The following is a 16,182-nucleotide window of genomic DNA, read 5'->3' as shown; positions in this document are numbered from 1 at the left end:
TTAACGTGTGATTATCAGGTTAGTGCCCACACAGATGCATCGCCATCGCGGTATCCAGCATCCGGTTAGCAAAGCCCCACTCGTTGTCGCACCAGACCAGCGTTTTCACCAGTTGCTTATGACTGACCCGGGTCTGGGTGCCGTCTACGATGCAGGAGTGGGGATCATGATTAAAATCAACCGACACCAGGGGCTCTTCGGTGTAATCGAGAATACCGTGCAGTCTGCCGGTGCGCGCACGCTTCAGTGCCTCATTCACATCCGCAATGGTAACGCTGGCATCTAGCGTGACACTTAAATCCATTGCGGTGACATTAATGGTAGGCACCCTGACAGCAATCGCCTCAAATTTCCCGGCAAACTTTGGCAGAATACGCTCAATACCGCGGGCCAGCCGGGTATCAACCGGAATAATTGACTGACTGGCTGCGCGCGTGCGGCGCAGGTCGTCATGGTAAGCATCAATGACCTGCTGGTCATGCATCGACGAATGAATAGTGGTGATGGTGCCGCTTTCAACACCAAAGGCATCATCGAGTACCTGGATCACCGGCACAATACAATTGGTAGTACATGATCCGTTTGACACCAGGCGATGAGACGGCATCAGTGATTCTTCGTTACAGCCGATGATGACAGTGTTGTCGAGGTCAGGCGTGCCAGGAGCAGAAAAGAGGACTTTACCGGCGCCGGCGTTGAGATGAGCCTGCCCGCTTTCACGGTCGGTAAATACCCCGGTGCATTCCAGCACAATATCGACCCCCAGCTCACGCCATGGCAGCAGGTCAATATCCGGTTGTGCCAGCAAGCGGATTGCATCGCCATCCACAACAAGCTGATTGCCCCTAAGCGTGACGTCAAAACCAAAACGGCCGTGAGCGGTGTCATATTTCAGCAGATGCGCAATACCTTCGGGGCGCGCAATGTCGTTAATGGCAACCACCTGAATGTCTTTGTTGCGCCCTGTTTCATACAGGGCGCGAAGCACATTCCGGCCAATACGGCCAAACCCGTTAATGGCCACTCTGAGCATAGGTGCAGTACCGCAGCGTTACAGAGACAGGGCGGCGTCTACCACGGCGTCCGCCGTGATATTAAAGTGTCTGAACAGTGCATCTGCCGGTGCGGATTCACCAAAGCTGTCCATGCCGACAATGGCGCCATTCAGACCAACGTATTTGTACCAGCTGTCTTTGGACAACGCCTCTACAGCGACGCGCTTGGTGACAGACGAAGGCAGCACCTGTTCACGGTATTCGGCACTCTGACGCTCAAATACATCAGTCGACGGCATCGACACCACGCGCACTGCTTTACCCTTTTCTGTCAGCGTGGCCGCAGCCTCCACGGCCAGTTGTACTTCAGAACCGGTGGCAATCAGAATGATGTCAGGTGTGCCGGCACAATCTTTGAGAATGTAACCGCCCTTCTCGATTGCTGCGACCTGCTCCGCGTCGCGTGACTGCTGAGGCAGCCCCTGACGGGTAAACACCAGCGTCGTCGGGCCATCTTTACGCTGCAGCGCTGCTTTCCAGGCCACCGCTGACTCAACCTGATCACACGGACGCCAGTTATCCAGATTAGGGGTAGAGCGCAGTGCCACCAGTTGTTCAACCGGCTGGTGTGTCGGACCGTCTTCGCCCAGACCAATCGAGTCGTGGGTGTAAACGAAAATGACCGGCTGCTTCATCAGTGCGGCCATACGTACCGCGTTACGGGCGTATTCCATAAAGATAAGGAAGGTTGCGCCGTAGGCTTTAAAGCCGCCATGCAGGGCAATACCGTTCATCATCGCTGACATACCAAACTCACGCACCCCGTAATACAGATAGTTACCGCCTGCATCACCAGCTTCAACGCCTTTACTGCCGTCCCATAATGTCAAGTTTGAACCTGCCAGGTCAGCGGAGCCGCCGAGCAGTTCAGGCAACAGCGGACCAAAAGCGTTCAGTGTATTCTGTGAGGCTTTACGGGTCGCCACTGACGCCGGGTTCGCCTGCAGATCAGCAATGATGGCATCCGCTTTGTTGGCAAAGTCGGCCGGCAGCTCACCATTAACCCGGCGCAAGAATTCTTTCGCCAGTTCAGGAAAGGCTTTCTGATAAGCAGCAAACGTCTCGTTCCAGCTTGCTTCAGCCTGCTGACCCGCGTCACGCGCATCCCAGGACGCATAAATATCCTGCGGAATCTCAAAAGGCGCGTAGTTCCAGCCCAGTTGTTGACGGGCTGCCGCCACTTCGTCGTCACCCAGCGGGGCGCCGTGGCACGATTCGGTACCCTGTTTGTTAGGAGAACCAAAACCAATGATCGTTTTACAGCAAATCAGGGTTGGCTGCGTGGTATTCGCCTGCGCTTGTTTGATTGCAGCACTGACCTGATCTGCGTCATGGCCATCAACATGCTCAATCACCTGCCAGCCATAGGCACGGAAACGCTCTGGCGTATTGTCAGTGAACCAGCCTTCTACCTCACCATCAATAGAAATGCCGTTGTCGTCCCAGAATGCAATCAGTTTACCCAGACCAAGCGTGCCCGCCAGTGAACAGGTTTCGTGACTAATCCCTTCCATCAGACAGCCGTCGCCAAGGAAAGCATAGGTGTAGTGATCGACAATGTCATAGCCATCACGGTTGAACTGCGCGGCCAGCACTTTTTCAGCAACAGCCATACCGACGGCATTGCTGATCCCCTGCCCAAGCGGACCGGTTGTTGTTTCAACGCCTGGCGCATAACCGTATTCCGGGTGACCCGGCGTACGTGAATGCAACTGACGGAATTGTTTTAGCTCGTCGATAGGCAGATCGTATCCGGTCAGATGCAGCAGCGAATACAACAGCATAGAGCCGTGACCATTCGACAACACAAAGCGATCGCGGTTAGCCCAACCCGGGTTCGCCGGATTATGACTCAGGAAATCCCCCCACAGTACCTGCGCAATATCGGCCATTCCCATCGGCGCACCAGGGTGGCCTGATTTAGCTTTTTGAACGGCATCCATACTTAACGCGCGAATGGCGTTGGCGAGTTCACGTCTTGAGGGCATGTTATCTCCTGATTGTTGTGTGTGTGACCGGCGCGGGATGATGGTTGCGTAAGCGGTGTCTTTTCACTTCGCTGCGCGTCACTACGCTGCGCGCCTTTTTACCACGTGTCAGATGTGGCGGTTATTCTCCCCCAAGCACCCGCACAGTTCAATGGTTTTACGGCGGTAAATAGTCTCTGGGCAGGTTTATACCCTATCGACTTTGGTTTGCGGGAAAAAAGCCGATAACTCTGATCGTATCGTGTCAACAAAACGTAACAGATAGACTTTTAGACGTCCAGAAGTAAAGACTGGCATTCGCAGATTAAATCAGTACAATGCAGCCTTATTGCTACGGTGACGTATTCAATGGAGAATTTATGGCTACCCATCTTTTTACTTCTGAGTCAGTTTCAGAAGGCCACCCGGACAAAATCGCCGATCAGATATCTGATGCGGTTCTAGATGCAATTCTCGAGCAGGACCCGCACGCCAGGGTAGCCTGCGAGACCTATGTAAAAACCGGTATGGTTCTGGTGGGGGGTGAAATCACAACCTCTGCCTGGGTAGACATAGAAGAACTGACACGTCAGACCGTGAAAGACATTGGTTACACGCATTCTGATATGGGCTTTGATGCCGAATCCTGCGCAGTACTCAACGCCATTGGCAAGCAGTCACCCGACATTAACCAGGGCGTTGACCGCGCGCGGCCGGAAGATCAGGGCGCTGGCGACCAGGGCCTGATGTTTGGTTATGCCAGTGACGAAACCGACGTACTGATGCCTGCGCCGATCACCTACGCACACCGTCTGGTTCAAAAACAGGCCGAAGTCAGAAAGTCTGGTCAGCTCGACTTTCTGCGTCCTGACGCAAAAAGCCAGGTTACCTTCCGATACGAAAATGATGTGCCGGTAGGTATCGACGCGGTTGTATTGTCTACCCAACACTGTGACACCGTTACCACCGAACAGGTGCGTGAAGCTGTCATGGAAGAAATCATTAAACCTGTGCTGCCTGCACAATGGCTGGATGCCAGAACCCAGTTCCACATTAATCCAACCGGACGCTTTGTGATTGGCGGGCCAATGGGTGACTGTGGTCTGACAGGCAGAAAAATCATCGTAGATACTTACGGTGGTATGGCACGCCATGGTGGCGGTGCGTTTTCCGGTAAAGATCCGTCCAAAGTAGATCGCTCTGCGGCTTATGCAGGTCGCTACGTGGCAAAAAATATTGTTGCTGCGGGCCTGGCCAAGCGCTGTGAAATTCAGATCTCGTACGCGATTGGTGTCGCCGAGCCTACGTCGATCAGCATTGAAACCTTTGGTACCGGTGTTGTGGATGAAAACACACTGGTGGCGCTGGTACGCGAACATTTCGATTTGCGTCCGTACGGTCTGATTAAGATGCTCGACCTGGAGCGCCCGATTTATCGACCGACTGCCGCCTACGGACACTTTGGTCGCGATGCATTCCCGTGGGAACGCACCGATAAAGCCGACGCGCTGAAAGCTTCTGTTTAAGTCCTCAACATGCCCGCCACACGGCGGGCATGGTATTTATTGCCCCTTTTGTATCACCCCTCAGGCTGCAGCTGGCGTACGCCCGGATAGTTTTCACGCTAAAAAATAACGTTAAAACGCCAATTTTATTCGCGTTGTTTGTGGTTGGTTTCTACACTTAACGGTATCCCTTACGCACACTCTCAAGGGCGAACACGAACGCATGAACCCTCCATTCGCGCGGTTGCTATTGCTATGCCTGATGTTGCTTGCCGCTATGCAGGCCCAGGCCGCCTATACCCCGACACCCGACAATCAGGTTCAGGCGTTTCAGGCTGGCAGCCTGTCAGCCATTACGTTCAGAAGCCCTCGTCTGCCAGCCTGGCAACTGGCGGTTACCCGCGATGAATCGCACCTTCTGCCGGGCTCGGATGCGTTTTTTTATCAGGACATCACACAACACCAGGCGCTGGCATTACGTGTCAGCCGCCAGCTTGGCCCCTTCTATTCCCAGCGAATTTTTGCCACCGTGCAAACCAGTACCATCAATCCCGGCGACGCGCTCGACTGGGTTGTACTGCCGTCAACGGCGGGCGTTGCAGCCAGTCTGGGCTGGCGGCTTGGCGATCCTAACCGCCTGAATATGGCCGTAGAGATTGAACACCGGAATATCGGTAATGACATCGATATCTCATCATTACGCATTGGGGTGCATTACTACTTTTAGGATGCCGACTGAATAAATGTTTGCTGAATAAGGTGTGCGTCAGCACTGGCGCGATGTCGCTGTAATGATGCCAGTGACTGCAGTTCAGACTTGATCATATGCCAGCGTGACATTTGTGCAGAATTCAGCACATATTCGATGTCACTAAAACTAAACTGCATGGGAATGCCGACATCGCCAAACAGTCTGATTAACCAGGGATAATCAACTACCCACCCGTCTGAGTAAACCTGACGGCCTGCCAAAAACTGATTAAGCTCGTGGCACACCCGCACGGCATCGGTGCCATTTGCAGTCAGTTCCGCTCTGGTAATACCGTGCAGCATCTGCGCTTCTGCTTCCCAGTGCGTCCAGTGGGGTAACGGACGGATAAGACGACAATAGCGGGCACCATCTGACCGCGCCACACCAATTTCTATCGGATAGCTTTGTACGCCAAAGCCACTGGCCTCGATATCAAGAATGGTGGGGATGAAAGCTATGGGCACGTCGTCTCGGTAATAAAGCAAAGATATTTCTACCTTACTCCGCCCGGTAATAAGTGCAAGTAACCAATTTCCTCGGCAAACCGCCGTCAAACCTCAAAAATCTTCACTATACTTTGCTAAGTATTCAATGAAACTGAGAGACAGGTGTACAGATTAACCGCTGTGATTATCACGACTGTCATTGCCTGGCATGCGCTGGCAGGGTCCCAGGTGTTTCAGGCGCAGGTGAAAGCCTACGATGAACCGGGACTGACCGAGCAGACGTCGCTGAACTTCGGCACGCTGACCGCGCTCGACAGCGCCAGCTGTAGCCTGTCTGAAAACAACACACTCTCAGGTCAGTGCGACAATGCAAACGGTGATGCCGGAGTTGCCGCGATTTCACTTAGCGGTCTGGTTGCCAATCAGCCCTATCAGGTCACAGTGACCAGCATCAGCAATGACAATATTGCCTTTTCACCTTCCATTGGCCAGATGATTGATGATGTGATGGTTGTCAGCGCCGGTGATGGTGAAGCGATGCTGGTCAGTGTCAGTGAAGCCGAGGCCGATGCCGCATTACGGGTATATGGCGATCTGTCAGTATTGCAGCCGCTTGAAGCAGGTCAGACGTATCATTTTTCTTATACGATAGAGGTGAATTTTCAGTAGCCTCACCCAGCCCATCAATATCAATCAGACGAGGCTGTAATATGCCCGCAGCGACGATAAACGGGCTCTGCCGGTATTCATGATCAAGATAGTGGTCCTCACACGCCGTACTGCCCGTCTCTAACGGCGCAAGCAATGTGAAGAACGACGTGTTGCCAGCAGACTGCAGCACCATCATCAGGTCCGGATGTTTTCGCAGGATGGCAGGATTGACGGATGTCAGTGCGCGATAGGACGCAAGCTGACAAAACCGGGTGGTTGATGGCACCGACAGTACATACTCATTCGACGCGCTGACCGTACTTTTTATATCCATAAACACTGATTCCCGCGTCCACTGCGGCCCCTCGAAGTGTGATGATGGCCTGACAAATGCGCCGCGATAAGCGGGCACGCGGGTAAGGATGTTCAGCGTTTCAAGCGCCGCTTCCACTGTCGAATAACTGCCTATCGTCACGTAAGTCAGTGCCCGTTCGTGGTGACGGTACATCGTCAGCTCGGAGGGCAGCACCGGCAAATACTGCAGCACCTCGTAGATTGAACGTGGTAAGCGGAAAATTCCCACCTGGATCTGATAGCGTGATGGACCTTGAGTGCGCGCGACGGCCTGCTGCGTCTCTTCGGTGTCAGCGGCGTCTGCCACACTGAGGGACCGGGACGCCGATACCGGCACCAGCCGAATATCCGGGATCCCGATAGCATTGCCGTTTTCCGGCGCAACGATGCTGTCCGGCAGGTTGACGACGGTGAGCTGGCGACTTTCAAGATAACCGTCATCAATGACTAACCGGTACTGACCCGGCGGCACCCGCGAAAAATAGAAGTACCCGTCGGTTTCAGTCTGTGTCGTATCGATGATGGTATCGCCATCCATCAGGTGCAACGTGACCTGCGCAGCCCCGCGGCTGGCATCACCTTTGACCAGATACACCGCGCCATCGATATCGTTAAACGTAATCACCGGCAAATAGACCGACGTGGTGGTTCCCGGATGCGTTTGCACCTCGACCACACTGTCTGCCGGCTGCATAAAGGGATCCGGCAGAGTAGCCGGGTCAATGCCGACAAACTGGTTGGAACGGTTAGCAATCAGTGCCAGTTGCCCGTTTTCATTGGTCCTGGCATTACGCCACAACGCATTGCCGCTTACACCGACACCTGGCAGCCCCTGATCTGGCCCGTCAAATATCTGGTTACGGTTAACGTCCAGAAACGCCATCGCATCAATGCGTGCGGCTCGCCCACCGGTGGAGCGGTAAAAGTCCAGTTGACCCTGGACCGTGTTGTAGCTGAAATCACCGGTGAGCGACAGATTGACCGACCAGTCCCCGTCATTACTGACGGCGCCGGCAAGGCTTAGATTAACCGGTTCAAGCCGCCAGTTGTGCTGATGCCGCAACTCCACGCTGCCTGGCTGATTGGGGTTATATTGCAGCCGGGTTTCACGAAACTGGGTGATGGTCTGAGGCCAGCGCAACGACACATAGGCATCGTCCATGCGCATATTATCGGATGGCGTAAACTGAAATGACGACGACAATTGCCAGTCTCCCAGCTCCTTGGCGTAGTAGAGACGTGCGCCAAGCGCATCACTCATGCCATCGGTATAGGTTAGTCCCCCCGAGAACGTCCCGCCGAGCAGGTTCCGGTTCATCGTCAGCGCCAGCGAGCTCTGATCGTCACGGGATTCGAAACCGCGATGCATCGCGGTCAGTCCCCACCCCATGTAGCCCAGCCAGTCCAGCCGGCCGTTGAGTCGCAGGCTGAGTTCCTGCTCCAGCCCCAGCTCTTCGGCATAAACATCGCTGGAAAAATCCTCAAAAAAACGCGCTGTTGCATTAAACCGGGTATCGCCCCCCAGTCGTCCTGTCCAGCCCAGAAAGGCCCCGTACCCGGCTGACTGCTGGTCACTGACCTCAACTCGCAACAGGGAACCACTGATTTGCGTATGCATTCCCATGGTCAGATAGGACCGCGTGCTCTCTTCTCCCCACAATTGCTGAACACTGCCAAACAGCGACGTTGACTCACTGATACCAAACGCGGCCCGTGCCGTCGCCGACTGATCGCGCTGTTCACTGATGTCACCATCCAGTAACCGCTGGGCGTTGTCGGTCATGGCAATAAGAAAATCAAATTTTCCGGGAGCAATCTGATCACGTCCCACCGTCACGGTGCGCGTCTGGGTTTCCTGTTGCCCTTCCGGCCCATACAGCTTGAGCTCAAAAAAGTTTTCACCATAAAACGTTTCGACATTCTCAAACACGATACGGTTGTCGCTTTCCGTGAAACGCTCTTCAATAAACTGGCCGTTTCGAAACAACTGTACCCGCCATCCTGGCAGGACTGCCGCGTCGATCGTAGTCGATGAAAAAGAACTTCGGGGTAAGTCATTACCGCTGTAAAACACGGCGCCAAGACTTTGCCTTGTCGGGTTAACCAGTTCATCACGCTGTAGCTGCACGTCGCCGATGGCATAGCTTATCCCCTGATTCAGCCAGGACTGTTCTGCCATGGGAATATACCTTGAGAAATTCAGGTACTGCTGGGTTTCATCACCGTTCGTGGCTACCCTGTACTGGGTGGCGTGTCCGAGCAGATCAAAACTGGCGTTAAGGTTGGCATTGATCCGTTCTTCATTGTCATCGCCCACCAGCCCGGTGAGGCGGTAATTGACCAGCGGGCTTGTCGCCCAGCGGTATTCATCCGGGACATGGCGATCCGGCTCATCAATGGTGCCTGACGAAAAGTTGGGGATATGAACCGCTTGTGATGCCGGAGGATAACCCAGTGCCTGACTGTCCACAGACAGCTGTAACAGGTTGGCGTCATATTCGACGTCGGCGTCAAGCAACACCGCGACCAGCTGTATATCAATGTAAACGTCAAAGGCATCCACTGCCCAGGCATACTGCCCGTTGTCTCCTGCTGTCAGTCGGATAGAGAACTGGCAGATTTGATCGTCTTCAGAGGTGGAATAGAAGGTGGCCTCTTCCGGCTTACTTTCCCACGCAACGCCAAGACTCCCGGCCAGCAAGGATACCGGTACCAGCAGATGCCCCTCAATGTCATACACATCAAACGCATCATTGACGGGCCTGCCATTAACGCGCAGGACACTGATAAGCAACCCATTGTCGTCAAACGCCAGCGCCTTAAACGCTGGGGAATATGCACACGGGGACGCCTGCACAGCCAGGCTGAACAACCCGGCAAGCAGAAGCCCAAAGAGTCGTTGCATCGGCTGAGGCTACTTTACGACATAGTCCAGCGTTGCCGCTGCATCGCCACCGTAATTTTCGTTTTCAGTGAAGGTGATAGTAACCGGGCCACGAAACCCGGGTTTAAGCGGAATCAGTACTTTTCGTTTTTGCAGCGGCAGATAGGTAGCGATACCGTTGACCACACCCACTTCATTACCGTCTTCATCGGTTACCATAAAATTACCATACAGCGAACGATTTCCCTCGCGCGTCTGCCACAACTGAATATGTGGATTATCGTTCACCATTATCGTTTGCGGCTGGGTCAGTGTGGTGGTGGCGCTCAAGCGTCCGTGACGGACGATGACCGGAATGCTGTAGGCCAGTTTACTATTCAGATTGATGCTGCCATTGCCCGGCGTTGCCAGTGATGAGGTTAATTTCAGCACTGCACGGTACTCACCCTCGGGCAGTCCGGCTGGCTTACGCAGCGCAAACCGTAATGCCTGACGCTGACCGGGACCAATCGTTCCGCGCTTCGGCGAATAGCGCAGCAACGGACTGGCATCAAACTCGTCCTCAAACACGGTATACACCTTGCCCTCTTCGGTCATGGCTGAGAGCACCAGTTCTGCACTGAACTGTGCATCAGTTGCGCCGGTATTTCTTAACTGCAACGCCTCGGCACGGTCATTAGCGTCGAAATAAATGCGGTATTTTGACAGGGTGATATTGGCACTTGCCATAAACGGCAGCAGCATAAGCACAACGAGAAGAAAACGTGAAATCACAGACATAACGCCACCTGCGAACAAAAACAGAAGAATCGGGAAATGAGAAAAGGAAGCACCCCGAAGGGTGCTTTTAACGGCTGTTTACTGGAACGCAACGTCCACAGTGTAATCAACAGTGTATGCGCTACCCGCAGTCAGTGTTGAATCGACAGTCATCGCACCGTAAACATCAATCGTCAGATCGTCACCAAGACCGTTAGTTGTTACTGCGGTTAGCGTACCGTCAGTAATACCATCGTGTGTCGCAGTGGCGTTATTGATGTCGTAAGTCGCAGCAAACGTCAGTTCAGTAGATGAACCACCGGTAACAGTCACGTTAAGCGGTACGTTTGCAGCAACACCAGAAACGGTGATCAGGCCAATGTTGATGGCGGCATCTGATGCATCACAGTCTCCTGAAACCGCACCCGCGTTGTCCATAGTACATACAGACAGAGCGGTTGGCTGAATTGCACCGAAGTGCAGCGCAGACGTTTCAGCGATGGTTGCATCCTGCATTGCATTCACAGACGCCTGAAACGTTTGTGAAGCAGCCAGAACTGAGCCTGAGAAGGATGTGATTAGCGCTAAAGAGAGGATACTCTTCTTCATTTTTTTATTATTCCTACATTTATTATTTTTATATCCCAAGGAAATCCGACAACCTGAATAAAATCAGCAGATAAGCTACCTTGACTTTTCCACTTTTGTGGAAACGCTATGAAACCACATATGCGATCTCATACACAAGTATGCGCTTTAATACCAAATGCAATATGGTCGTACTCTCGAGCAATCAACAGGACAAGATAACAACGTAAGAATTTGTATTTGAAGGATTTATTTATTTTTCAGAGGCAAGAAAGCGACGCGCCACAACGATTTATACTTTCGTCTATTTTTGGTTATTTTTATCAGGAAGGTCAGGATCTTAGATCTTTACCGTCAGATCGCACGGTTTTGCAGCGTCGCAAAACGCCGTCATTAATGCGCTGCAGGAAGACAGCGTCGCGATCATTGTCGGATTTTTCACAACATGCCGGGTAACGATGAGGACTATTGGTGCCGGGCACCATGATGCGCAATAGTGGAAAGGAGGGAGTTGGCCGTAAGCCGGGTTCTGTCGTGGGCAACCATTCCTCTAGGTCAGCAATTACTCACTGACTCAAGCAACCTACCCGATCCCCATGCGGGCCACACGTTATGGGATCCTATTTGGTCTTGCTCCGGGTGGAGTTTACCATGCCGCAACCTGTTACCAGGCGCGCGGTGCGCTCTTACCGCACCCTTTCACCCTTACCGGCGCTGATGCGCTTAGGCGGTCTACTCTCTGCTGCACTTGTCGTCGGCTCACGCCGCCCAGACGTTATCTGGCACCCTGCCCTGTGGAGCCCGGACTTTCCTCCCCTTTCTGATGAAAGCAGCGGTTGCCTGGCCAACTCCGACGCGCATTCTACCCGAAGTCAGGGCGATGCGCGATGCCATCAACATCTTTTTATGAGGTAACAATAGTCAGGGCCTTGTCTATTTAGCGTGAATCGAATTCGCGGCGCTCTTCCAGTAACGGCGCAGGGATATCAATCCAGCGCGAAATATCCCGGTTAAACGTGAGATTACCGGTATTGCTATCGACATTCAGCCGCTTCTTATCACAGTAATAAAGTCTGCCGTCTTTAAACGCCACCCACTTTCTTACTACGTTGCAGGCCACGGCTGATAATGCTGAATCCAGTGTATCCGCAAGGCGGATCTTTTGATAAATGCCATCACAGAACCATTTATCGGGGTCGCTTTTTTTAGGATAACAATATGCCAGGGATTCAAGATATCGATCTTTTCGTGTTGTCTTTTCTGGCTGTTGCGTGGAAGCCCCCCCTGAGTTGGCAGCAGGGTTTGATCCGGGTATGACGACCGTTTGGGCACCACCATACTGACCGGGTTTATCAAGATCTGCCAGCGCAACAGCATTTGGCACCTGAATGGTTATAGACTGCTGCTGTGGAAACCCTTCATAGGCAGGTTTTGGCTGTGTTGCCGGCGGCGTAGCCTGAGATGAAACCTGAGGCTGAGAACGTATTTCAGTCCGAGATTGTGACGCGGTCTGCTCTCGCGTCATCTCGGCTACCTGCTTCTCCCGCGCTTGCTTCATAGCCTCCTGGCGTCGTACTGCCTCGAGATACATCTGGTTGGTTCTTTGAGTAATGTCGTTTACAGTTTGAGAAATATCGACGGTAGCACGAAGCTCATTCATTGCATTGGCCCAAAATTGCCGGTTCCAGGCGCGAGTTTCAGCTCTGAGCCGCGCTTTTTCCGCCTGATAAATATCACGTGCCAGCTGATTGGCCTGGTTGTGCACTACATCAGTAATCTCACCGAGCGTGGACGATAACTCACTGCGCAGTGACTCAACCATAGGCACATAGGATGCTGCCAGTGCTTTGGTGTCGGGGCATAACTCCGGGCTGGCCAGTTTCTCCGCCCGCTTCGCTTGGTTTAGCAGCCGACTGAGTTCATTCATACCTGTGTATTCCGCTCGCTCAAGGCGACTCGCCACATCTCTGGGCCCCTGATTAGCGGGCGTCATTTCACCTCGCTGTATGTAATCAAGAAAACGCGGAACATAATTGTCGTACCAGTCAGAATAAGGGCGCTGACTCATGAAAGGGCGCTGCAGGCGCTGGTCAATGCGGGCCAGATTCTCCGCTAACTGTTGACATAAAAAACTATCCCGTTGCCTGATCTGCGCCGCCATCCCCTCACTTAATGGTGGCAGGTCAGTCGTTTCAAGTTTGTTACTGCTGGGGTTCCAGGCAAACAGCGTACGCTCGTCTGCCGAATGCCATATTTCTACCTGCTCGCCAGACTCACTGCGCCTGACCGTAGGGTAGAACTCACCATAGCAGTCACCGGTCAGCAATCGCATGCCGTCGGGACATTCTTCAAGATACCCCTGACTTGCCAGACGTGCAGCTTGCTCGACATGAACAGGGAAACGATGACGCACGGTGTTTGCCAATGCATATCCCAGCGACTCACCGGGCCCTCCCAACTGCCATATTTCCAGTTGCCCGGCAGGTCCCTGAGCATAAACAAAATCGGGCGAGAACTCGGTAAGCTGCATCAGATTGAGTTCTCGATCGCGACGTTCTTTATCCATTGCCGGTTCATACCGACTTAGCGCCAGAAATTTCCCCATTGCGCCTGGTTTAGTGCCAAACATCTCTCTGGCAAAACTGTAAGCAAGATGATTTGAGCGCCAGCGGAAGCTATCTCCCCGTTTTAACAAGGCGCCAAACTGTGAGACTTCGGGATAAAACAGGCTGTAGTCATGTTGTTTATTGCCCACATTTACGCCTCCGTACACCTTTGCATAACGACAATCAAGGTGATCGTCAGCGTAAGAAAATGTGGCGGTGTAATTGACCTGAGGCAGTGTTTGCAGTGTGCCCATTAACGCTGACAGAATTTCCGGACTTGGCGCTATCAGTTCCATGTTAACGGGTCTTGGCAAATTACTGTAAACCAGCCATTGCTCGCCCTGCATGTCTACGGTATGACCGTGTGCAAACCGCAGGGGCGATAAGTTCTCATACTCGATGCCTGAGCCCTGGCGGCTACCATCCCAAAAATCATAGACGAATTCACAATAACGTTTGTCCCGCGCCTGTCGAATCATGACGTGCTGATTAAAACTGTCCTGCCTGCCTTCCACCCAGCGCTGGCCCGAAAAGCCGGTAAGACCGACATAGCGCAAGCGTTCAGACGTCGAATCATCGCGCTCAAAACTGCCAAATGCTGCCAGATTAAAATATCCCTGCATTATCAAAGGGAGAGACTCACCACTGTATTTGTCTGTGCCGCGGGCTTTCAGCTCACCGTAGACCGGTAATATACGTCCAGTATATTTGTGCCGCAGTGCATAGCCCCAGAAGGCGCCGCGTCCAATATTGTCCAGACTAAAATCGGCTCTGAATGTCACTGACTGCACATTATCTTCAGGAATGAGGAGAAACTCCCATTCTTCTTTCTGAAAATTAACGTTAGACAGCCAGCTCCACGCGCTGATGTAGCCAACGTCCGATACCTGAAATGGTGAGACGTTTTTCTGACCAGTCGGGTTTGCACTGGCTTGTGCGTTGACAGATGCGTTCTGCGGCGACGGCACAGACGTGCTTCCGCATGCAGACAGATACACGGCACTCACCACAGAAGATAGAAGATAAAAAGCGGGACGTATTTTTATTTTATTCAGCATGACAACCTCTGCACGCGCTATGTGTAACTGACCAATCCAGGTCAATACCGACACACTGAGAATAGATAATTTTACGCTGTCGCTCAACGCAACATCGCCGTGAGCATCCCCCTTGCAAGGGTTGGTTGAGGTACTCTCGAGACGACGGTCTTGCTTGACGCCCTTCTGAAAGTGCCGTATTACAAAAGGGAACACGCTGCCATATTACTAAGGAAGTCGCATGATGTTTTTCACCCGCAACGCACGGATCGCAGGGGTCTGTGCACTGGCACTCGGGCTCACCGCCATGGGCTGCTCACTGTCTGACGTGCGTAAAGTCACGTACCCGCCCGATTTCAATTATATTGAGCCAACATCAATAAAGTCTGACATGGCTAAAATGGCCGCCCAGATCCGGTTACTCGATATTGCACTGCAGTCGCCCGCAGGCAGCGATGAAGACGCGCAAGCATTGCAGCAAAAGGAAGTCATGGCTGCGCTGAACAGTATCGGCAAAATTGCCTCCTCACTACAAAGCAAATCAGGGTCAAACCATCCCTACATGGATGATTTTATGGGTGACTTTGTTGCTACAGTCGATCAGGCCCGAACAGCGGCCTCACTGGCAGAGCCCCGGTATTATTTTGCCGGTAAAGTGTCCGGCGCCTGTGCCGCCTGCCATCAGGTCAACCGGGACTGATTCCAGATAACAAAAAGCCCTCTTGATGAGGGCTTTTTTCTGCGAGAACCGGTCGGCTATCAGTCGCGATTCGGTGTGATCGCGTTATGGTAAACATCCTGCACGTCGTCACAGTCGTTCAGCATGTCCATGAATTTTTCAAACATCGGCATGTCGTCTTCACTGATCTCGGTTTCCGTCTGCGGGATCCAGCTGATTTCTTCTGCGTCAAACGTCATCTCAGGGTATGCGTTGGTCAGCGCCGTTTTTACCTGGAAGAATTCGGTATGCGGTGCATAGACGGTCACTTTGCCGTCTTCGCACTCAACATCAGATACGTCAACGTCGGCTTCCATCAGCACTTCCAGCACCGCGTCCTCGTCATCGCCGGCAAACTGGAAAACAGCCATGTGATCAAACATGTGACTGACCGCCCCCTGGGCACCCAGTTTGGCATTTGTTTTGGTAAAGCAGTTACGTACATCGGTAATGGTGCGGTTGGCGTTATCAGACAGGCAGTCGACAATGACCATGCAGTTGCCGGGCCCGAAGCCTTCGTATCGCATCGGCTGGAAGTCTTCGCCTGCGCCGCCTGCGGCCTTATCGATGGCTTTCTCGATTACGTGGCTGGGCACCTGGTCTTTTTTCGCCTTGTCCATCAGACGACGCAGTGACAGATTAGTCTCCGGATCAGTGCCGCCATTCTTGGCGCAGACGTAAATTTCTTTACCGTATTTGGAATACACCTTGGTTTTCTGCCCGGCGGTTTTTGCCATGGCGGCTTTTCTTACTTCAAACGCTCTTCCCATCGTGATCTTTCTCTATCTTCGATAACAGGTCAGGCCGGCATCGCCGACCGAAAAAATTGCACGGATTCTACCCTACATTCACCGGCTTGAT

General features: G+C 52.9%; 12 protein-coding genes and 1 other RNA gene. 4 read left to right on the top strand and 9 right to left on the bottom strand.

The window, feature by feature from the left end; all coding sequences use genetic code 11:
- Positions 1 to 19 precede the first annotated feature (19 nt).
- A complete protein-coding gene (epd, locus tag AB1N33_RS13050) occupies positions 20 to 1,033 on the bottom strand; it encodes an erythrose-4-phosphate dehydrogenase (protein WP_411272002.1) in 1,014 nt (337 codons plus the stop codon).
- Between the two features lie 18 nt (positions 1,034 to 1,051).
- A complete protein-coding gene (gene tkt, locus AB1N33_RS13045) occupies positions 1,052 to 3,043 on the bottom strand; it encodes a transketolase (RefSeq protein WP_411272001.1) in 1,992 nt (663 codons plus the stop codon).
- 359 nt (positions 3,044 to 3,402) lie between these two features.
- Here tkt and metK point away from each other — a divergent pair, with 359 nt between their 5' ends.
- Positions 3,403 to 4,548: a methionine adenosyltransferase gene (gene metK / locus AB1N33_RS13040; RefSeq protein ID WP_411272000.1), complete on the top strand. Its 1,146-nt coding sequence runs from the start codon at positions 3,403 to 3,405 to the stop codon at positions 4,546 to 4,548.
- 202 nt (positions 4,549 to 4,750) lie between these two features.
- A complete protein-coding gene (locus AB1N33_RS13035; protein WP_411271999.1) occupies positions 4,751 to 5,254 on the top strand; it encodes a hypothetical protein in 504 nt (167 codons plus the stop codon).
- Here the strand turns inward: AB1N33_RS13035 and AB1N33_RS13030 are convergent.
- Complete coding sequence (locus tag AB1N33_RS13030) at positions 5,251 to 5,742, bottom strand: 3'-5' exonuclease (protein WP_411271998.1); 492 nt, start codon at positions 5,740 to 5,742, stop codon at positions 5,251 to 5,253. The genes AB1N33_RS13035 and AB1N33_RS13030 overlap by 4 nt on opposite strands.
- 144 nt (positions 5,743 to 5,886) lie before the next feature.
- On the opposite strand from AB1N33_RS13030, the gene AB1N33_RS13025 reads away from it, so the two are divergent.
- The gene (locus AB1N33_RS13025; protein ID WP_411271997.1) at positions 5,887 to 6,393 is read left to right on the top strand and encodes a hypothetical protein; all 507 of its coding nucleotides are present in this window, start codon (positions 5,887 to 5,889) and stop codon (positions 6,391 to 6,393) included.
- Here AB1N33_RS13025 and AB1N33_RS13020 read toward each other — a convergent pair.
- The 5 genes from AB1N33_RS13020 to AB1N33_RS13000 form a co-directional block, all read right to left on the bottom strand.
- Complete coding sequence (locus AB1N33_RS13020) at positions 6,275 to 9,634, bottom strand: fimbria/pilus outer membrane usher protein (RefSeq protein WP_411271996.1); 3,360 nt, start codon at positions 9,632 to 9,634, stop codon at positions 6,275 to 6,277. The two genes, AB1N33_RS13025 and AB1N33_RS13020, sit on opposite strands and share 119 nt — an antisense overlap.
- Positions 9,635 to 9,643: 9 nt before the next feature.
- Entirely contained in the window at positions 9,644 to 10,393 is a 750-nt protein-coding gene (locus tag AB1N33_RS13015; RefSeq protein ID WP_411271995.1) for a fimbrial biogenesis chaperone, read from the bottom strand.
- A 78-nt stretch (positions 10,394 to 10,471) separates the two neighbouring features.
- Positions 10,472 to 10,981: a hypothetical protein gene (locus AB1N33_RS13010; protein WP_411271994.1), complete on the bottom strand. Its 510-nt coding sequence runs from the start codon at positions 10,979 to 10,981 to the stop codon at positions 10,472 to 10,474.
- A 482-nt stretch (positions 10,982 to 11,463) separates the two neighbouring features.
- An RNA gene (gene rnpB, locus AB1N33_RS13005) (RNase P RNA component class A) lies at positions 11,464 to 11,812 on the bottom strand.
- A gap of 85 nt (positions 11,813 to 11,897) precedes the next feature.
- The gene (locus AB1N33_RS13000) at positions 11,898 to 14,711 is read right to left on the bottom strand and encodes a methyl-accepting chemotaxis protein (protein WP_411271993.1); all 2,814 of its coding nucleotides are present in this window, start codon (positions 14,709 to 14,711) and stop codon (positions 11,898 to 11,900) included.
- Positions 14,712 to 14,844: 133 nt separating this feature from the next.
- On the opposite strand from AB1N33_RS13000, the gene AB1N33_RS12995 reads away from it, so the two are divergent.
- A complete protein-coding gene (locus AB1N33_RS12995) occupies positions 14,845 to 15,303 on the top strand; it encodes a hypothetical protein (RefSeq protein WP_411271992.1) in 459 nt (152 codons plus the stop codon).
- Between the two features lie 59 nt (positions 15,304 to 15,362).
- On the opposite strand, the gene AB1N33_RS12990 is transcribed toward AB1N33_RS12995, so the two are convergent.
- Positions 15,363 to 16,091 carry a YebC/PmpR family DNA-binding transcriptional regulator gene (locus AB1N33_RS12990; RefSeq protein WP_411271991.1) on the bottom strand — a complete coding sequence of 243 codons (729 nt, stop codon included), beginning with the start codon at positions 16,089 to 16,091 and terminating at the stop codon, positions 15,363 to 15,365.
- Between the last annotated feature and the right edge of the window lie 91 nt (positions 16,092 to 16,182).

The organism is Alteromonas nitratireducens (genome assembly GCF_040812025.1).
GTDB lineage: Bacteria > Pseudomonadota > Gammaproteobacteria > Enterobacterales > Alteromonadaceae > Alteromonas > Alteromonas nitratireducens.
The sequence above is the reverse complement of the archived record's forward strand: the minus strand, read 5'-3'. Positions and strand labels throughout refer to the sequence as shown.